14 protein-coding genes and 1 riboswitch are annotated in these 18,864 nt (G+C 62.7%); of the genes, 3 read left to right on the top strand and 11 right to left on the bottom strand.

The genetic code is table 11. The features are described 5' to 3' along the window. Together thiS and QCE73_RS13080 are read right to left on the bottom strand one after the other, a co-directional pair. Nucleotides 1-198, bottom strand: coding sequence for a sulfur carrier protein ThiS (gene thiS / locus QCE73_RS13075; protein ID WP_035506668.1), 198 nt, complete (start codon nt 196-198; stop codon nt 1-3). A gap of 16 nt (nt 199-214) precedes the next feature. Then, entirely contained in the window at nt 215-1,363 is a 1,149-nt protein-coding gene (locus QCE73_RS13080; protein WP_309881547.1) for an FAD-dependent oxidoreductase, read from the bottom strand. A 185-nt stretch (nt 1,364-1,548) separates the two neighbouring features. Next, a riboswitch (TPP riboswitch) is annotated at nt 1,549-1,673 on the bottom strand. Between the two features lie 231 nt (nt 1,674-1,904). Between QCE73_RS13080 and QCE73_RS13085 the strand changes: the two genes are divergently transcribed. Continuing rightward, nucleotides 1,905-3,647 (top strand): ABC transporter ATP-binding protein/permease, encoded by a 1,743-nt coding sequence (locus QCE73_RS13085; RefSeq protein ID WP_309881549.1) that lies wholly within the window; start codon nt 1,905-1,907, stop codon nt 3,645-3,647. A 67-nt stretch (nt 3,648-3,714) separates the two neighbouring features. Here the strand turns inward: QCE73_RS13085 and QCE73_RS13090 are convergent, their stop codons facing one another. The 3 genes from QCE73_RS13090 to QCE73_RS13100 form a co-directional block, all read right to left on the bottom strand. Next, nucleotides 3,715-5,181: a glutamate synthase subunit beta gene (locus QCE73_RS13090; RefSeq protein ID WP_238295342.1), complete on the bottom strand. Its 1,467-nt coding sequence runs from the start codon at nt 5,179-5,181 to the stop codon at nt 3,715-3,717. Nucleotides 5,182-5,262: 81 nt separating this feature from the next. Next, on the bottom strand, nt 5,263-9,966 hold the full coding sequence (locus QCE73_RS13095; protein ID WP_035506681.1) for a glutamate synthase-related protein: 4,704 nt from the start codon (nt 9,964-9,966) through the stop codon (nt 5,263-5,265). 324 nt (nt 9,967-10,290) lie between these two features. Next, nucleotides 10,291-10,998 carry a transposase gene (locus tag QCE73_RS13100; protein ID WP_035506683.1) on the bottom strand — a complete coding sequence of 236 codons (708 nt, stop codon included), beginning with the start codon at nt 10,996-10,998 and terminating at the stop codon, nt 10,291-10,293. A gap of 205 nt (nt 10,999-11,203) precedes the next feature. On the opposite strand from QCE73_RS13100, the gene QCE73_RS13105 reads away from it, so the two are divergent. Both QCE73_RS13105 and QCE73_RS13110 read left to right on the top strand, forming a co-directional pair. Then, nucleotides 11,204-11,929 (top strand): OmpW family protein, encoded by a 726-nt coding sequence (locus tag QCE73_RS13105; protein ID WP_035506780.1) that lies wholly within the window; start codon nt 11,204-11,206, stop codon nt 11,927-11,929. 293 nt (nt 11,930-12,222) lie between these two features. Beyond that, nucleotides 12,223-12,600, top strand: a complete 378-nt coding sequence (locus QCE73_RS13110; protein WP_035506783.1) for a YqjD family protein — start codon at nt 12,223-12,225, stop codon at nt 12,598-12,600. A 4-nt stretch (nt 12,601-12,604) separates the two neighbouring features. Here the strand turns inward: QCE73_RS13110 and ugpQ are convergent, their stop codons facing one another. The 6 genes from ugpQ to QCE73_RS13140 are packed head-to-tail and all read right to left on the bottom strand — an operon-like array spanning nt 12,605 to nt 18,802. Further along, a complete protein-coding gene (gene ugpQ, locus QCE73_RS13115) occupies nt 12,605-13,360 on the bottom strand; it encodes a glycerophosphodiester phosphodiesterase (protein WP_309881552.1) in 756 nt (251 codons plus the stop codon). 14 nt (nt 13,361-13,374) lie between these two features. Then, a complete protein-coding gene (locus tag QCE73_RS13120) occupies nt 13,375-14,451 on the bottom strand; it encodes a sn-glycerol-3-phosphate import ATP-binding protein UgpC (RefSeq protein WP_309881553.1) in 1,077 nt (358 codons plus the stop codon). Nucleotides 14,452-14,467: 16 nt separating this feature from the next. After that, the gene (gene ugpE, locus QCE73_RS13125) at nt 14,468-15,313 is read right to left on the bottom strand and encodes a sn-glycerol-3-phosphate ABC transporter permease UgpE (protein ID WP_035506692.1); all 846 of its coding nucleotides are present in this window, start codon (nt 15,311-15,313) and stop codon (nt 14,468-14,470) included. Further along, a complete protein-coding gene (gene ugpA / locus QCE73_RS13130; RefSeq protein ID WP_035506695.1) occupies nt 15,310-16,194 on the bottom strand; it encodes a sn-glycerol-3-phosphate ABC transporter permease UgpA in 885 nt (294 codons plus the stop codon). Before ugpA ends, ugpE begins: the two co-directional genes overlap by 4 nt. A gap of 51 nt (nt 16,195-16,245) precedes the next feature. After that, entirely contained in the window at nt 16,246-17,571 is a 1,326-nt protein-coding gene (ugpB, locus tag QCE73_RS13135) for a sn-glycerol-3-phosphate ABC transporter substrate-binding protein UgpB (protein WP_309881554.1), read from the bottom strand. A 43-nt stretch (nt 17,572-17,614) separates the two neighbouring features. Continuing rightward, on the bottom strand, nt 17,615-18,802 hold the full coding sequence (locus QCE73_RS13140) for a deoxyguanosinetriphosphate triphosphohydrolase (RefSeq protein ID WP_222946824.1): 1,188 nt from the start codon (nt 18,800-18,802) through the stop codon (nt 17,615-17,617). Nucleotides 18,803-18,864 lie beyond the last annotated feature (62 nt).

The following is an 18,864-nucleotide window of genomic DNA, read 5'->3' on the forward strand; positions in this document are numbered from 1 at the left end:
TCAGCCGCCCGCGACGGGCGACACGACGTCGAGCTTGTCGCCCGCGGCGAGCGTTTTCGTGGCGTGCTCGCCGCGCCCGACGAACTGGCCGTTCAACGCAACCGCGAACGGCGGCTTCGCGCCGAACGCGGCGAGCGCTTCGGTAACGGTGGCGGTGTCGGGCAAATCGAAGACGCGCTGATTGATGTGGATGTTCATCTCGTTTGTCTCTTTCTCAATGCGAAAGCGCGGGCGCGACCGAGAACTCGCCGTGCAGCAGCTCGGGCCAGCGCGCGGTGCCGCGGAAATCGGAGAAGGTGTCGGCATCGGCGACGTCGCCTGAAGCGAGCGCTTCGGCCAGATGGCTCGCGGCATCCGCGACTTCCGGCGCGATCATGAAACCGTGCCGGTACAGGCCGTTCACGCGCAAGGTCCGCGCCCCGTCCCAGACGATGGCCGGCCGATGATCCGGCAAGGTCGGCCGGCAATGCGAATTCAGTTCGAGGATGCGCGCCTCGCCGAAGCCCGGATGCACGGCGAAAGCCGCGCTCAGCAGTTCGAGCGCCGAGCGCACGCTGACCGGCGACATGTCTTCGCCTTCCACTTCCGTCGCGCCGATCACGTACAAATCGTTCTCCTTCGGCGCGATATAGAGCGGATAGCGCGGATGCAGCAGCCGCACCGGCCGCGAAAGCCCAATGCCCGGCGCATGCACGCGCGCGACCTCGCCGCGGATGCCGCGCAGCGCGGGCCACGCGGGCTTTCCGCCCAAACCGCGGCAATCGATGATCCAGCGGGCGTCGGGCATTGCGTCGACCGGCGTGTTCCAGTGCGTGCGCACGCCGCGCGCAGCGAGGCCGGCCGCGAGCGCGCTCAGGGCCTGACGGTTATCCAGCTGGCCTTCGTTCGGCAGCAGCCAGCCCTGTGCGAAGCGCGTTCCGAGCGCGGGCTCGGCCTGCGCGACCTGCGCGCCCGCGAGCTTGACGAAACCGCCATCGAGCAGATCGGGAGGCGAATTGGCGCGCAGACGGCGCTCGAAAAGCGGCGCCTCGGCGCGATCCGCACCGTGCCACACGACGAGCGTGCCGTTGCGCTGAAAGAAGACCGGCTCGGGCAATTGCTCGATGAGATGCGGCCAGCGCGCAAGCGACGCCGCGCCGAGGCCGACCACGAGCGGCTCCGCGCTCGCCGCTTCCGCGAGCGGCGCGAGCATCGCGGCGGCGACCCACGCAGCCGATTGCGTGCCCGCCGCATCGCCGCGTTCGTAGAGCGCGACGTCATGGCCCGCGCCCGCGAGTTGCCAGGCGACGAGCCGCCCGACGAGCCCGCCGCCGACGACGGCGAAGTCCTGCCGGCGCGGCGCGCCCTGTTCGATCCTGTTCAATTCGATGTCTCCAAAGGGCGTGACGCTGCACTGGAAACGAGGAAACGGAGTACGCGTTCTCGACCGTGCTGGCGCGGCGCCACATCACAAGGACGAAATCAGCGGAGAGACCGGCTCGGCATCGGATGAAACGCGCCGGGCGGAAGAGAAATACTGGAAGAGACTGGAGGAATGGCGCGGGATTCGCGCGTTCTCCGGAAACTTCCCTCGCCGGTATTACCCGGATCGGGTGCAAAGGGTCTCTCTCAGCCTCGCCGCGCTGCCGACCGTTCCGGCCGCCGATGCACGCGAAGCACCCCTGTTTCGTCGAGGATCATTAAAACATGAAAGGCGAAGCCGCTGCAAACCGGGATTGCCCGCCTTTTATCGCGCGCGTCGGCACTCTGGCACAATGCCGCGAACATGGTTCGCCGGCCGATCGCACGAAATTAAGCGAGCGTTAAGAGAATCCCGGAACAATTTACGGGGCCGGAAAACGCCGCGCGCGGCCCGGCCGCGGACGTCACAATCGGGCGCCACGGGGCGCATCAGCAGGAAGCTCATGACCAACACTCGTACCCAAAGCACGCAACAGAAGGCCGACGAAGTCTCGGCCTGGAGCCTCATCAAGCCCTACTGGGTCTCGGAGGAGCGCGGTTTCGCGTGGGGCCTGCTCGTCGCGATCATCGCGATCAACATGACGGTCGTGTGGATCAATGTCCGGCTCAACAGCTGGAACGCCGACTTCTACAACGCGCTGCAGAACAAGAACGTCAAGGACTTCCCGCATCTGCTGCTGATCTTCACGGGCCTCGCGTTCGCGTACATCCTGCTCGCGGTGTACGGGCGCTATCTGCGGCAGATGCTCGCGTTCCGCTGGCGGCAGTGGCTCACCAACCGGTTTCTGGAGCAATGGCTCGGCGACAAGGCGTTCTACCGCATCGAGCGCGATCGTCTCGCCGACAACCCCGACCAGCGTATTTCCGACGACCTCCAGTCCTTCGCCACCACCACGCTTTCGCTGTCGCTCGACCTGCTTTCGACGCTCGTCACGCTCGTCACCTTCATCACGATTCTCTGGACCATCGCGGGCGCGCTCACGTTCTCGCTCGGCGGCACGCCGATCACGATTCCGGGCTACATGGTGTGGGCCGCCGCGCTCTACGCGATTCTCGGCTCGCTGATCATCCAGAAGGTCGGCCATCCGCTCGTGTCGATCAATTATCAGCAGCAGAAAGTGGAAGCGGATTTTCGCTTCGGGCTGATTCGCGTGCGCGAGAACGCCGAGCAGATCGCGTTCTACGACGGCATCTCCACCGAGACCGCCAACGCAAAGACCATCTTCCAGCGCATTCGCGACAACTGGTGGCTCATCATGAAGTACACGAAGCGCATGACCTTCGTGCTGAGCTTCTACGGGCAGATCGCGATCATCTTTCCGATCATGGTCGCCGCGCCGCGCTACTTCGCGGGCGCGTTTTCGTTTGGCGTGCTGATGCAGATTTCATCGGCGTTCGGCACGGTCAGCGATTCGTTTTCATGGTTCATCAATAGTTATTCGACGTTGGTCGAATGGCGCGCTACCGTCAACCGTCTGCGCGAATTCAAACGCGTGATGCGCTCGACCCATATCCGCGAGGAAACGTCGCCGGCGACGGAACACGGCGGCATCAACCTGCATTACACGAGCACGCCTTCGCTCACGACGAACGGCCTCATGCTCGCGCTGCCCAACGGCACGCCGCTCTCGCGCGTGGCGAACGTGTCGATCGAGCCGGGCTCGCGCTGGCTCGTCGTCGGGCCGTCGGGATCGGGCAAAAGCACATTGATGCGCGCGCTGGCCGGCTTGTGGCCGTTCGGCGACGGCACCATCGACGCGCCCGTCGACGCAAAGATGATGTTCATCCCGCAAATGAGCTATCTGCCGATCGGGACGCTGCGCGCGGCGCTGTCGTATCCGTCGCCCGGCGGCACGTTCAGCGATGACGAATCGCGCGAAGCGCTGCGTCTGTGCAATCCCGAAGCGTATGCGGACCGGCTGGAGGAAAGCGCGCACTGGGCGCGGAGTCTGTCGCCGGGCGAGCAACAGCGTCTTGCCGCGGCGCGCGTGCTGCTGCACAAGCCGGACTTCGTGTTCCTCGACGAAGCCACCAGCGCGCTCGACGCGGAAAACGAGCTGCATATCTACAACACGCTCGTCGAGCGGCTGCCGAAAGCGGCGATTCTGAGCGTGGCGCATCGCGAGTCGGTGGCGATGTTCCATGATTACAAGATCGAGATCGAGAGGGCGATGGCGGAGGCTTGATTCGCCCGCAGCCAAAGCAAAAAAGGCCACGCAGTCGCGTGGCCTTTTCATCAAGCATCGCCGAAACCTACCGCGGCAACTCGCTCGACCCCATCAGATACGCATCCACCGAGCGCGCACACTGACGTCCTTCGCGAATCGCCCACACAACCAGCGACTGACCACGGCGCATATCGCCCGCCGTGAACACCTTGTCCGCCGACGTGTAATACGCCTTGTCGCCTTCGGTCGCCGCGCGCACGTTCCCGCGCGCATCCTTCTCGACGCCGAACGCCTCCAGCACCGGCGACACCGGCTGTGTGAAACCCATCGCGAGCAGCACGAGATCGGCCTTCAGTTCGAATTCGGAATTCGGCACTTCCTGCATCTTGCCGCCCTTCCACTCGACGCGCACCGCGATCAGCTTCTCGACCTTGCCGTTCTTGCCTTCGAAGCGCTTCGTCGCCACCGACCAGTCGCGATCGCAACCCTCTTCATGCGACGACGACGTGCGCAGCTTGATCGGCCAATACGGCCACACGAGCGGCTTGTTTTCTTCCTCGGGCGGTTGCGCGAGCAGTTCGAACTGCGCCACGCTCTTCGCGCCATGACGATTCGACGTGCCCACGCAGTCCGAACCCGTGTCGCCGCCGCCGATCACGACGACATGCTTGCCCTTCGCCAGCAGTTGATCCGTCAGCTTGTCGCCGGCGTTGACCTTGTTCTGCTGCGGCAGGAATTCCATCGCGTAGTAGATGCCTTCCAGCTCGCGGCCCGGCACCGGCAAATCGCGCGGCGTTTCCGAGCCGCCCGCGATCACGACCGCGTCGAACTGTTCCTTCAGCTCGTCCGGCGTGATCGTTTCCTTCGCCGTGTTGCCGATATACGCCGGCAACGGATCCTTGCCGATGAACACGTTCGTGCGGAACGACACGCCTTCGGCTTCCATCTGACGCATACGACGGTCGATCAGCCACTTCTCCAGCTTGAAGTCGGGAATGCCGTAACGCAGCAGACCGCCGATGCGATCGTTCTTCTCGAACACGACGACTTCATGCCCCGCGCGCCCGAGCTGTTGCGCAGCCGCGAGGCCCGCAGGACCCGAACCGACGACAGCGACCTTCTTGCCCGTCTTGTGCTTCGGCGGCTGCGGCACGACCCAGCCTTCGGCGAAGGCTTTGTCGATGATCGCGTGCTCGATCGACTTGATGCCGACCGGATCGTCGTTGATGCCGAGCGTGCACGCCGCTTCGCACGGCGCCGGACAGATGCGGCCCGTGAATTCCGGGAAGTTGTTCGTCGAATGCAGCACGTTGATCGCGCTCTTCCAGTCCTGCTGGAAAACGAGATCGTTGAAGTCCGGAATGATGTTGTTGACCGGGCAGCCGTTGTTGCAGAACGGGATGCCGCAATCCATGCAGCGCGCGCCTTGAACCTTGGCGTCTTCATCCGTCAGTGCGGCGACGAATTCCTTGTAATGCTTGACGCGGGTCAGCGGTGCTTCGTACGCCTCGTGGCGGCGTTCGAATTCGAGAAAACCGGTTGCCTTGCCCATTTCTTTCTCTGTATTTGGTGAGGATCGCGCTCCCCGATGCACACGCACCGGAGAGCCTTTCTAAACGTTGCGATTCGGGCCTTAAGCCGCGATGGCGTCCTTCGACTTCTTCGCGCCGAGCTCGGTGAGCGCGCGCTTGTACTCGGTCGGGAACACCTTGACGAACTGGCGGCGAGCCGAATCCCAGTTCTCGAGCAGCGACTTCGCACGCGGCGAACCGGTGAACTGGAAGTGACGCTCGATCAAGCCCTTGAGCAGCGCTTCGTCGGTCTTGCCGGTGTGCCACAGCGCGCGATCCACCGTGCGCTCCTGTTCGGCTTGCTGCAGCACCGGATCGAGCGCGACCATCGACTTGTTGCACTTGCCGGCGAACGTGCCGTCCGGGTCGTACACGAATGCGATGCCGCCCGACATGCCCGCCGCGAAGTTGCGGCCCGTCTCGCCGAGCACGACCACCGTGCCGCCCGTCATGTACTCGCAGCCGTGATCGCCGGTGCCTTCAACAACTGCCGTCGCGCCCGAGTTACGCACGCAGAAGCGCTCGCCCGCCACGCCGCGGAAATACGATTCGCCTTCGATCGCGCCGTACATCACCGTGTTGCCGCAGATGATGTTTTCCTCGGACTTGCCGCGGAAGTCGTTCGTCGGGCGAATGATGATGCGCCCGCCCGACAGGCCCTTGCCGACATAGTCGTTGCCGTCGCCGACGAGATCCAGCGTGACGCCCTTCGCCAGGAACGCGCCGAAGCTCTGGCCCGCCGTGCCCTTCAACTGGATGTGGATCGAGTCGTCGGGCAGGCCGTCGTGACCGTGCTTCTTCGCGATCAGACCGGACAGCATCGCGCCGACCGTGCGGTTCACGTTGCGCACCGGCTGGATGAACGACACATGCTCGCCCTTCTCGATCGCCGCCTTCGACTTCTCGATCAGCACGTGATCGAGCGCCTTGTCGAGACCGTGATCCTGCACGTCCACGTGCTTGCGCGCGACGTCTTCGCCAACCGGCACCTGATAGAAGATGCGCGAGAAGTCGAGACCCTTCGCCTTCCAGTGCTCGATGCCCTTCTTCATGTCGAGCAGATCGACGCGGCCGATCAGGTCGTCGAACTTGCGGATGCCGAACTGCGCCATGATCTCGCGCACTTCTTCCGCGACGAAGAAGAAGAAGTTGACGACGTGCTCCGGCTGACCGGAGAACTTCGCGCGCAGCACCGGGTCCTGTGTCGCGACGCCGACCGGGCACGTGTTCAGATGGCACTTGCGCATCATGATGCAGCCTTCGACGACGAGCGGCGCCGTCGCGAAGCCGAATTCGTCCGCGCCGAGCAGCGCGCCGATCACGACATCGCGGCCGGTCTTCATCTGGCCGTCGGCCTGCACGCGGATACGGCCGCGCAGACGGTTGAGCACGAGCGTCTGCTGGGTTTCGGCGAGGCCGAGTTCCCACGGCGTGCCCGCGTGCTTCAGCGACGACAGCGGCGATGCGCCCGTGCCGCCGTCATGACCCGCGATCACGACGTGATCCGCCTTCGCCTTCGCGACCCCGGCGGCAACCGTGCCGACACCGACTTCCGACACCAGCTTCACCGAAATGCTCGACGCCGAATTCACGTTCTTCAGATCGTGAATGAGCTGCGCCAGGTCTTCGATCGAATAGATGTCGTGGTGCGGCGGCGGCGAAATCAGGCCGACGCCCGGCACCGAATAACGCAGCTTGCCGATGTACTCGGAAACCTTGTGGCCCGGCAACTGACCGCCTTCGCCAGGCTTGGCACCCTGCGCCATCTTGATCTGGATCTGATCCGCCGACGACAGATACTCCGCCGTCACGCCGAAACGCCCGGACGCAACCTGCTTGATCTTCGAGCGCAGCGAATCGCCGTCCTTCAGCGGGATGTCGCTGACGACTTCCTTGCCGATGATCGATTGCAGCGTGTCGCCGTTCTTGATCGGAATGCCGCGCAGTTCGTTGCGATAACGCGTTTCGTCCTCGCCGCCTTCGCCGGTGTTCGACTTGCCGCCGATGCGGTTCATCGCGACAGCCAGCGTGGCGTGCGCTTCCGTGCTGATCGAGCCGAGCGACATCGCGCCCGTCGCAAAGCGCTTGACGATGTCCTTCGCCGATTCGACTTCGTCGAGCGGAATCGCCTTCGTCGGCTCGACCTTGAACTCGAACAGACCGCGGAACGTCATGTGACGCTTCGTCTGGTCGTTGATGATGTGCGCGTATTCCTTGTACGTCTGATACGAGTTGCTGCGCGCCGAGTGCTGCAACTTGGCGATCGCGTCAGGCGTCCACATGTGCTCTTCGCCGCGCACGCGGTACGCATACTCGCCGCCCGCGTCGAGCATGTTCGCGAGGACCGGGTTGTCGCCGAATGCGTCGCGATGCAGGTGGATCGCCTCTTCCGCCACTTCGAAAAGGCCGATGCCGCCGACCTTGGTCGCCGTGCCCCGGAAGTACTTCTCGACCAGCTCCGAAGACAGGCCGACGCCTTCGAAAATCTGCGCGCCGGTGTAGGACATGTACGTCGAAATGCCCATCTTCGACATGACCTTCAACAGGCCCTTGCCGACCGCCTTCGTGAAGTTGTAGATGACCTTGTCGGCCGAGAGGTCGCCCTTCAGGCCGTCGGCCATGTTGGCGAGCGTTTCGAGCGCGAGGTACGGGTGAACGGCTTCCGCGCCGTAGCCCGCGAGCAGCGCGAAGTGATGCGTCTCGCGCGCCGAGCCCGTTTCCACGACGAGACCCGTGCTCGTGCGCAGACCGTGCGCGACGAGATGCGAGTGGATCGCGGACGTGGCGAGCAGCGCCGGAATACCGACGTTATCGCGGTCCATCTTGCGATCGGACACGATCAGGATGTTGTAGCCGGACTTCACGGCATCGACCGCTTCCGCGCACAACGACGCGATGCGCGCCTCGATACCTTCCTTGCCCCACGCCACCGGATAGCAGATGTTCAGTTCGTACGAGCTGAACTTGCCGCCGGTGTACTTGTCGATCGCGCGGATCTTCGCGATGTCCTTGAAGTCGAGCACGGGCTGCGACACTTCGAGGCGCATCGTCGGGTTGATGTTGGTCGTGTCGAGCAGGTTCGGCTTCGGTCCGATGAACGAGTTCAGCGACATCACCATGTTCTCGCGGATCGGGTCGATCGGCGGGTTCGTCACTTGCGCGAACAACTGCTTGAAGTAGTTGTAGAGCGTCTTGCTCTTGTTGGACATGACCGCGAGCGGCGAGTCGTTGCCCATCGAGCCGACGGCCTCTTCGCCCGACTGCGCCATCGGCGCCATCAGGAACTTGAGGTCCTCCTGCGTGTAGCCGAACGCCTGCTGGCGATCGAGCAGCGCGGCGGCTTCGCGGCGTTGCGTTTCGACGTCCTCCGCCTTCGGCTCGATTTCGTCGAGCTTGATGCGCACGGCGTCGATCCAGCTCTTGTACGGCTTCGCGTTGGACAGGTTGTCCTTGAGTTCCTTGTCCTCGATGATGCGGCCCTGCTCCATGTCGATAAGGAACATCTTGCCCGGCTGCAGACGCCACTTCTTGACGATCTTCGATTCGGGAATGGGCAGCACGCCGGACTCCGACGCGAGGATCACGAGATCGTCGTCGGTGACGAGATAGCGCGCCGGACGCAGGCCGTTACGGTCCAGCGTCGCGCCGATCTGGCGGCCATCCGTGAACGCGATCGCGGCGGGACCGTCCCACGGTTCCATCATCGCGGCGTGATATTCGTAGAACGCGCGGCGGTTGTCGTCCATCAGCGTGTGCTGTTCCCACGCTTCGGGGATCATCATCATCATCGCGTGGACGAGCGGGTAGCCTGCCATCACGAGCAGTTCGAGACAGTTGTCGAACGACGCCGTGTCCGACTGGCCCGGATAGATCAGCGGCCAGAGCTTCGGCAGATCGTCGCCGAGCACGTAGGACGCGATTGCGCCGGTGCGCGCGTTCAGCCAGTTGACGTTGCCCTTCACGGTGTTGATTTCACCGTTGTGCGCGATCATGCGATACGGGTGCGCGAGTTCCCAAGCCGGGAACGTGTTGGTCGAGAAGCGCTGGTGCACGAGCGCGAGCGCCGACACGACACGCTCGTCCTGCAGGTCGCGGTAGTACACGCCGACCTGACCCGCCAGCAGCAGCCCCTTGTAGACGACCGTGCGCGACGACATCGACGGCACGAAGTATTCCTTGCCGTGCTTGAGCTTGAGCGCCTGAATGCGATGGCTCGCCGTCTTGCGGATGATGTACAGCTTGCGCTCGAGCGCGTCCGTCACGACGATGTCCTTGCCGCGGCCGATGAAGATCTGGCGGATCAGCGGCTCGCTCGCCTTCACGGTCGGCGAAATCGGCATGTTGGAATCGACGGGCACGTCACGCCAGCCGAGCACCACCTGCCCTTCGGCCTTGACCGTGCGCTCCAGTTCCTGCTCGCACGCGAGACGCGACGCGTGCTCCTTCGGCAGAAAGATCATGCCGACACCGTACTCGCCAGCCGGCGGCAACGTCACGCCCTGCTTGGCCATTTCTTCGCGATAGAAGCCGTCCGGCACCTGGATCAGGATGCCGGCGCCGTCGCCCATCAGCGGATCCGCGCCGACCGCGCCACGGTGATCGAGATTTTCGAGAATCTTGAGACCCTGCTGAATGATCTCGTGGCTCTTTTTCCCCTTGATATGGGCGACAAAGCCGACGCCGCAGGCGTCATGCTCGTTCGCAGGGTCATACATGCCCTGCGCGGCGGGAAGCGAACCGGCTGCCGGTTGCTGATGATCGTTCATGGGGACACCGTCTCTACTGTGAGGGGCCGACTCGGCCGTTGAACCATTTTCTTGTCGCTTGCGACCGTTTTTTCAACTTGGAAAGCGTCACGAAGCACGGTCGTGCGCGGCACGCTGCACCGCGGCAATCGCCGGAAATCGAAATATACGCGACGAATCAAAAAGATGGCAAATAAAACTTGATGATGTGGCACCAATTATCGATATGGTGCAAACACGCACCGATATATTAGGGGCGCATCAATGTTGACGAAAAAGAAACGGCGATCCCCGAAATTTCGAGACGCCGTTTCATTTCTGCTTCAGGTTTGCCGTGGCGCGCCGTTATTGGGTTTGTGGGGTTTCGCGGATCTTGCGCGGACGTCCGCGCGGCAGCGGCGACACCCGTCGGTTGGCCGCATGCGATGCCCATTCGCGATAGGCATCGCTGCCCAGCACCCAGCCTTTGAGTGTCGCTTGCAGGAGACGGTTGGCTTCGCGCTCGTCGAGCGGTTGCTCGCACAGTTCCTTATAGGCGTGCTGGCGTTCGAACGGCGTGTTGCCGAGCGACCAGAAGAGCGGATGGTCGGTGATCAGCCCATCCAGGGTGAGCCCGATGTGATGACGGAAGCTGGACCACTTGTAGTCCTGCGGCGCCGCGACGAGTTGCGCGCGCACGGGCGCCATTTCGACGACGCGTGTGGCGAGCAAAAAGTAACGTTCGCCCTCGATGACCGTGGCACGATAGCGGCCTTCCCACAGAGTGCCGCGTCGCGTGTAACGGCGATTGAAGTGCGCTACGTAACGACGTCCTACTGCCTGCATCGCTTTGGGCAAGCTGGACTCGTCGCGAGGCGTGACGAGCAGATGCACCGCTTGCGGCATCAGCGCGTAGGCGTGGATGGAAAGGTGATGATCACGTGAAGCAGTCCTCAAGCAGTCGATGAAGAGCTCGTAGTCCTGGTCGTCGACGAAGGCGGGTTGCTGGTCGAGACCACGCAGGATGACATGCTGCGGCTGTTCGGGAACGTAGAGTCGTGCAAGCCGTGCCATTCTGGATATTCCGTTGGTCGCATTTGTGTTACCCCAATCGGGGGCCTTTCGGAGCCGTTACGGTAGCGCGGACAAACACATGCAAGTGCCGTGCAACGAGGCCCCAAAGCCGCTCTTTGCCCTAGGGAAAATGCTCTACGGCATCGCTATGGTTAATGTGAAATGTTGTGTTCATAATGAGCGTGCTTTTTTGGAGGAGCACAAATTGAAAATAAAACAAGTCATCACGGGGATCGCGGCATTAGCGTGTGTGTCTACCGCGGCACATGCGCAATCTGCTGGGTCCTTCTATGCAACAGCAGGCTGGTTTCACTTTGCCCCGCAAGACAGCAGTGGTCCGCTCAAAGAAACCAGTGTAGGCGGATCTCCGGTCAATATCGATGTTCCCGGCACCGGCGCCGGCATTTCGAGCGCTGACACGGCCGGCTTCACATTCGGCTACTTCGCTACCGACCACATCGCAGCGGAACTCGAAATGGGCGTGCCGCCCACGTTCGATCTCGAAGGCACAGGCAGCTTCTCGCAGTACGGCAAGCTCGGTAGCGCGAAGCAATGGAGCCCGACGCTGCTGTTCAAATACTTCTTCAATGCTCCTACGGCGAAGTTCCGTCCGTTCGTCGGTCTTGGTGTGACGCGCACCTGGTTCACCGACGCCCAGATCACGAATCAGCAATTCGAAGGCTCCGTCCTGCATGGTCCGACCACAGTCGACACGGATAGTTCGTGGGCGCCCGTGTTTAACGTCGGTGCGACTTACAATTTCACAGAACACTGGTTTGCCGGATTTTCCGTGTCGTTCATTCCTTTGAAGGCCACGGCAAAGCTGAACACGCAGGCTCAAACGCCTGTCGGCACGCTCAATGTCCAGTCGCAAGCGAAAATCACGCTCAACCCGATCGTCACATATTTGCGCGTTGGCTATCGTTTCTAAAGTCAAACTGCGCATCGGCATGTAACGTCGATATAAGCGCGATTGTTGAAAAGAAAGAAAACGCCGGCATGATTAACTCGTGTCGGCGTTTTGTTTTGCGCGTGCTTGTAAATGTGACCTTCGATTGAAGAAATCGCATGCAGTTCTTACGTGTGAACGCGAGTGCAGAATCGATCACGGTCGCGCTTACCGATGCGTTGCGCAACGTCGAGGCATCGGCACCGAATTTGCTGCATGATGAGTTTCCCGCCATCTCGGGCGGGCTATCCACGACTCATCCATCGGAGCGATCTATGAACGCACTGCCTAATACGCGAGACGCCATCGGAGATTCATGGAGCACGACGAGCCGCCGCGCACGCCGCATGGCGCGCCACGGCCGTGAAGCGGCCGAGGATATCGGCTCGGAACTCCGCACGCTTCTCAGCGAACTCGAAAGCACGTTGTCCGAAGGCACCTCAGCCGATGCGGCTGCGTTGCGCGCGCAGATCAGCGAGCGTCTCGACAATGCCCGTGCACGTCTGAACGATACCCACGCGGCACTCCGCGAGCGCGCCGGCGCTGCATTTGGAGACGCGGACGCCTACCTTCACGAAAAGCCCTGGCAGACGATCGCGCTCGTCGGCGGGTTGGCGCTTGTCGCGGGCGTGTTGCTCGCGCGTGTGCGCTGACGTTTCAGTCGGACGACGCTTCCAGAAAATCCGCGCCAATGATGTCGATGCGATCCGTGCAGATCGCGTCGACGCCCCATTGCGCGAGCAGACGCGCGCGCGCCGGATCGTTCACCGTGTAGGCGAGGATGCGCAAGCCCGCATCCTTGATTTGCTCGACGAGCGATTCATCGAGCGCGCGATGATTCGCGTGTAGCGACACGCACGATAGCGCCGAAGTCTGCGCGCGCCAGTTCTCCGGAACGCGCTCATACAGCATGCCGCGCGGCAGATTCGGTGCGACATCGCGTGCGGCCTCCAGTGCCGCGTATGAAAACGATGACAACAGCGGCGCAGTTTCGGCATCCGCCCACAAGCGCGCCGCCTCGCGCGCGACGAGCACGCCTGTTTCCACGTCTCGCCCCTGACTCGGCTTGATCTCGATGTTCGCGGCAAGGCCAAGCTTCGCGCATCGTTCATACACTTGCGCGAGTGTCGGCATGTGCGCATCGGCGAACTCGGCGCTGAACCAGGTGCCCGCATCCAGCGCGCGCAGTTGCGCGTAGGTCATCGCTTTCGCCGCGCCGCGCCCGTTCGACGTGCGATCCACCGCGTCGTCGTGCAGCAGGAAGACGATATCGTCGGCGGAGAGTTTCGCGTCGAATTCGATCATCTTGTGACCGAAGCGCGCGCCCACGTCGATCGCCTCCAGCGTGTTCTCCGGCGCGAGCTTGCCGCCGCCGCGATGCGCGACGATCGCGGGATAGGGCCAGGTTCTCATCGCGTGTGCTCCATTCAATTGGCGCGCAGTCCCGACGCCGGATCGAAGAAATGCAGATGCCGCGCGGGCAGCGACACGCTGAGCCGCTCGCCGCGCTGCGGACGATGCTCGTGCGGCAAGCGCGCCGCCACGTCGTGCTTGCCCCATTTGCCGTGGGCGAGATTGTCCGCGCCGAGCAGTTCGGCCGAATCGACTTCGAGCGTCGCGCTCGGTGCGTCGACGTTGCCGGGCGTCATGTGCTCCGGACGAATGCCGACGATCCACTCGCGCCCATGCATCGCGCTATTCACATTGGATACGGGCAATGCAGGTCCGTCGCCTGCGACGATAAAAGTCGCGCCGTCTTCGGACAGCTTGCCTCCCAGCAGATTCATCGCTGGCGAGCCGATGAAGCTCGCGACGAATACCGTCGCCGGCCGCTCGTACACTTCAGTCGGCGCGCCGATCTGCTCGGCGTGCCCCTTGTTCATCACGATGACGCGCTGCGCGAGCGTCATGGCTTCGATCTGGTCATGCGTCACATACAGGCTCGTGGTCGCGAGCCGCGCGTGCAGGCGCTGAATTTCGAGGCGCATCTGCACACGCAGTTTGGCGTCGAGATTCGAAAGCGGTTCGTCGAATAGAAACACCGCCGGCTCGCGCACGATCGCGCGGCCCATCGCGACGCGCTGCCGCTGCCCGCCCGACAGTTCGCGCGGCTTGCGCGCGAGCAGATGTTCGAGCTCCAGTATGCGCGCGGCATTGGAGACGCGCGCCTCGATGGTCTTCCGGTCCGCGCCGCCGATCTTCAGCGCATACGCCATATTCTGCGCGACGCTCATGTGCGGATAAAGTGCGTAGTTCTGAAAGACCATCGCGATATCGCGATCCTTCGGCTCCAGCTTGTTCACGACCTTGCCGCCGATTTCGATCGCGCCTTCCGACACGCTTTCGAGTCCCGCGACCATGCGCAGCAGCGTCGATTTTCCGCAGCCTGACGGACCGACCATCACGACGAACTCGCCGTCCTCGACCGCGACATCGATGCCGTGAAGCACGTAATTCGAGCCGTCGTACGTTTTCTTTACGCCTTTGAGATTCAATGCGGCCATCGATCAGCCTTCTCCGTTATTTCTCTGAGTCCACGAGTCCGCGCACGAACCAACGCTGCATCGTCAGCACGACCGCGAGCGGCGGCAGCATCGCGAGCAGCGTCGCCGTCATCACCAGATGCCATTCGGTCGCGGTATCGCCCGACGCGATCATGCTCTTGATGCCGACCACCGCCGTCTGCAGCGACACTTCGTTGGTGATGAGAATCGGCCAGAGATACTGATTCCAGCCGTAGATGAACGTGATGACGAAGAGCGCCGCGATGTTCGTCTTCGAAAGCGGCAGCACGACGTCCCAGAAGAAGCGCAGCGGACCCGCGCCGTCGATGCGCGCCGCTTCCATCAGTTCGTCGGGCAGCGTCATGAAGAACTGGCGGAAGAGGAACGTCGCCGTCGCGGATGCGATCAGCGGCAGCGTCAATCCCGCATACGTGTTCGACAGATGCATCGACGAGACGACCTGCACCGTCGGGAAAATGCGCACTTCGACGGGCAGCATCAGCGTGATGAAGATCAGCCAGAACGCGAGGTTCTTCAGCGGAAAGCGGAAGAACACGATCGCGTAGGCGGAGACGATCGACACCGCGATCTTGCCGATCGAAATCACGAGCGCCATCACGAGGCTGTTCATCAGCATGAGACCGAACGGCGCCGCCGCGTTGCCGCTGCCGTGCGTCCAGATATTCGCGACATTCTCTAAGAGATGCGTGCTCGGAATCAGCGAGAGCGGCACGCTGAACACTTCCTTCGAATTCATCGTGGCCGCGCAGAACGCGACGTACACCGGAAACACGATCAGCACGACGCCGAGCAGAAGCACCGCGTGACAGAAGATATCGAAGCCGCGACGGTTTTCGATCATGAGTATTGCACCCTGCGTTCGACGAAGCGGAACTGGATCACCGTCAACGCGACGACGATCACCATCAGCACGACCGATTGCGCGCCCGAGCTGCCGATATCGAGTCCCTGAAAGCCTTCCGCGAAGATCTTGTAGATGAGCGTCTTGGTCGATTGCGCGGGGCCGCCGCCGGTAGCGGCATCGATGACCGGGAAGGTATCGAAGAACGCGTAGACGAGGTTCACCACGAGCAGAAAGAAAGACGTCGGCGACAAGAGCGGCAGCGCGATGCCGAAGAAGCGTCGCACGGGCCCGGCGCCGTCGATGGCCGCGGCTTCGATCAGCGATTGCGGGATCGCCTGAAGGCCCGCGTAGAAGAACAGGAAGTTGTAGCTGACCTGCTTCCACACCGACGCGAGCACGACGAGGAACATGGCCTGCGTGCCATTGAGCGCGTGATTCCAGACGATGCCCTGCTTCGCGAGCGCATACGTCACGAGCCCGATGCTCGGGTTGAACAGAAACGACCACAGCACGGCGGCGATCGCGGGCGCGACCGCGTACGGCCAGATGAGCAGCGTCTGATATGCCTTCGCGCCGCGCGTCACGCGATCGGCGCATGCGGCGAGCAGCAGCGAGATCACGAGGCCCGACACGGTGACGAGCGAGCAGAAGATCATCGTCGTGTTGAACGACGAGAGATAGAGCGGATCGGCGAACAACTGCCTGAAGTTCGCCAGCCCGACGAACTCGCTCGACGTGCCGAACGCGTCCTGACTCTGCGTGGCCTGCCAGAGCGCTTCACCGGCCGGCCACAGAAAGAACAGCGCGGTGATCGCGAGCTGCGGCGCGACGAGCAGATACGGCAAGACGCTCGTATCGAAACGAGACCGTTTTTCCATGCGTTGATGTCCCGAACGGAAGCGCCCGCGATGAACGCGGGCGCACGCGTTTTAGTTGCCGGTCTTCTCGAAGCGGCGCAGCAGTTCGTCGCCGCGTTGCACCGATGCGTCGAGCGCTTGCTGCGGCGTCTTCTTCTCCGCCCAGACCTGCTCCAGTTCTTCATCGACGATCGTGCGGATCTGCGGCATGTTGCCCAGACGCAGGCCCTTGGTGTAGGGCAGCGGCGGCTTGTTCAGCATCTGCTTGATCGCGATGTCCGCGCCGGGATTCTTGTCGTAGAAGCCCTGTTTCTGCGTGAGCTCATACGCGGCCTGCGTGACCGGCAGATAGCCCGTGTCCTGATGCCACTTCGCCGCCACTTCCGGCGTGGAAAGATACGCGAGGAATTTCGCGACGCCCTTGTAGACAGCCGGGTCCTTGCCCGACAACACCCACAGACTCGCGCCGCCGATGATCGCGTTCTGGGGCGCGCCCTTCACGCTCGCGTCGTAGGGCATCATGCCGACGCCGTAATCGAACTTCGCGAACTTGGCGATGGTCGCGCGCGAGCCCGACGAGTTCGTGATGATCCCGCAGTCGCCGCTATAGAACTTCGACACGGGCTCGTCCTTGCGGCCGACATACGTGAACGTGCCTTCCTTCGCCATGTTCTGCAGGAACTGGATGTGCGCGACCTGCAACGGCTTGTTGAATTCGAGCTTGGCGTCGAGACCGTCGAAGCCGTTGTTCTTCGTCGCGAACGGCGCGGCATGCCACGCGCTGTAATTCTCGAGCTGAATCCAGCTTTGCCAGCCCGACGAGTAGCCGCACGAATAACCGGCGGCCTTCAGCTTCTTCGCGTCGGCTTCGACATCGGCCCAGGTCTTCGGCGGCTGGTTCGGATCGAGACCGGCTTTCTTGAACGCGTCCTTGTTGTAGTAGAGAACGGGCGTCGAGCTGTTGAACGGCATCGAGATCAGATGGCCGGTCTTCGCGTCGCTGTAGTAACCGGCGATGGTCGGCACGAACGCCTTTTCGTCGAGCGGAACGCCCGCCTGCTTGAAGACATCGGAGACCGGGATGACGGCCTTCTTCGCCTGCATCATCGTCGCGGTGCCGACTTCGTAGACCTGCAGGATCGCAGGCGCATTGCCGCTGCGATACGCCGCGATGCCCGCCGCGAGCGCCTGGTCATACGTGCCCTTGAACACGGGAACGATCTTGTAATCGCTCTGCGACTTGTTGAAGTCGTTGGCGATGTCGTTCACGCGTTCACCCAGCGCGGCTTCCATCGCGTGCCAGAACTGGATTTCCGTCGCGGCGTGCGCCGCGGTGCTGGCGCCGAAGGCCAGAACGGCGGCGGCCGAGATCGTGCGGAACAGGGGCTTGCAGCTCATCGATGAGTCTCCTTTCGAGGATTCGCGCTTGAAACGCGCGATATTAGTTGTTGTCGATGACAAACAGGCGTTGATACTCTTTTAATGCATAGCGATCGGTCATGCCCGCGATGTAATGCGCGATGAGCCGCGCCTGCGAGCTGTCGTGGCTCGATGAAGGCGCGTCGTTCGCGGATTCCTCCGTCACCGGTCCGCGCGCCTGATAAGCGGGCGGCAAGAGGCGCGGATCGTCGGTGAAGGCTTCGAAGAGGCCAGTCACCACGCGCTTCGCCTTGTTGGCCATGCGCATCACGCGATAGTGGCGGTACAGGTTCTTGAACAGAAAGCGCTTGAGTTGCGCCGCCTGCGCCGCGACTTCATCGCTGTGCGCAACGAGCGTCGGCGCATTGCGCACGGCGTCGAGCGATTGCGGCGCGACGCGTTCGAGATTGCGGCCCGTCGCCTCGATCAGATCGACGATCAACGTGTTGATGATGCGGCGGATCGTTTCGTGGATGAGCCTGCGCCCCTCGATGTCCGGATAGTCGGCACGCGCGGCATCGAAATGCGTGTGCCAGAGGCTCACTTCGGAAAGCTGATCGAGCGTGATGAGGCCGGAGCGCAGGCCGTCGTCCACGTCGTGATTGTTGTACGCGATTTCATCGGCGACATTCGCGATCTGCGCTTCGAGCGACGGCTGCTTCCCCGTGAGAAAGCGCTCGCCGAGTTCGCCGAGCTTGCGCGCGTTTTCGCGCGAGCAATGTTTGAGGATGCCTTCGCGCGTCTCGAAGCAGAGGTTCAGGCCGTTGAACGCGCCGTAATGCTCTTCGAGCTGATCGACCACCGCGAGGCTTTGCAGATTGTGTTCGAAGCCGCCGTGGTCGCGCATGCATTCGTGAAGTGCGTCCTGCCCGGCGTGACCGAACGGTGTGTGGCCGAGATCGTGCGCGAGCGAGATGGCTTCGACGAGATCCTCGTTCAGCCTCAGATTGCGCGCGACCGAACGCGCGATCTGCGCGACTTCGAGACTATGCGTGAGACGCGTGCGGAAGAGATCGCCTTCGTGATTGACGAAGACCTGTGTCTTGTATTCGAGCCTGCGAAACGCGGTCGAATGCACGATGCGATCGCGATCGCGCTGAAATTCCGTGCGCGCCGCCGGCGGCGGTTCGGCGAAACGCCGCCCGCGCGATTGCGACGCGTGCGCGGCGTACGGCGCGAGATGCGCCTCGAACGCGAGCGTCGGCGGCATGCCCGGCGGAAGTTGCTGTTCTTTGTCGCTCACCGGCTGCTCCGAATCGTGGTTCTGGCCGC

Source organism: Caballeronia sp. LZ029, assembly GCF_031451275.1.
GTDB classification, from domain to species: domain Bacteria; phylum Pseudomonadota; class Gammaproteobacteria; order Burkholderiales; family Burkholderiaceae; genus Caballeronia; species Caballeronia jiangsuensis.

What these genes read in the sequence shown, in the direction of transcription:
- QCE73_RS13110 (WP_035506783.1), top strand. Translation starts at nt 12,223, where the DNA reads ATGAACGCACTGCCTAATACGCGAGACGCCATCGGAGATTCATGGAGC.
- QCE73_RS13095 (WP_035506681.1), bottom strand. Translation starts at nt 9,966, where the DNA reads ATGAACGATCATCAGCAACCGGCAGCCGGTTCGCTTCCCGCCGCGCAG.
- QCE73_RS13100 (WP_035506683.1), bottom strand. Translation starts at nt 10,998, where the DNA reads ATGGCACGGCTTGCACGACTCTACGTTCCCGAACAGCCGCAGCATGTC.
- ugpQ (WP_309881552.1), bottom strand. Translation starts at nt 13,360, where the DNA reads ATGAGAACCTGGCCCTATCCCGCGATCGTCGCGCATCGCGGCGGCGGC.
- QCE73_RS13085 (WP_309881549.1), top strand. Translation starts at nt 1,905, where the DNA reads ATGACCAACACTCGTACCCAAAGCACGCAACAGAAGGCCGACGAAGTC.
- ugpB (WP_309881554.1), bottom strand. Translation starts at nt 17,571, where the DNA reads ATGAGCTGCAAGCCCCTGTTCCGCACGATCTCGGCCGCCGCCGTTCTG.
- QCE73_RS13140 (WP_222946824.1), bottom strand. Translation starts at nt 18,802, where the DNA reads ATGCCGCCGACGCTCGCGTTCGAGGCGCATCTCGCGCCGTACGCCGCG.
- ugpE (WP_035506692.1), bottom strand. Translation starts at nt 15,313, where the DNA reads ATGATCGAAAACCGTCGCGGCTTCGATATCTTCTGTCACGCGGTGCTT.
- ugpA (WP_035506695.1), bottom strand. Translation starts at nt 16,194, where the DNA reads ATGGAAAAACGGTCTCGTTTCGATACGAGCGTCTTGCCGTATCTGCTC.
- QCE73_RS13090 (WP_238295342.1), bottom strand. Translation starts at nt 5,181, where the DNA reads ATGGGCAAGGCAACCGGTTTTCTCGAATTCGAACGCCGCCACGAGGCG.
- thiS (WP_035506668.1), bottom strand. Translation starts at nt 198, where the DNA reads ATGAACATCCACATCAATCAGCGCGTCTTCGATTTGCCCGACACCGCC.
- QCE73_RS13120 (WP_309881553.1), bottom strand. Translation starts at nt 14,451, where the DNA reads ATGGCCGCATTGAATCTCAAAGGCGTAAAGAAAACGTACGACGGCTCG.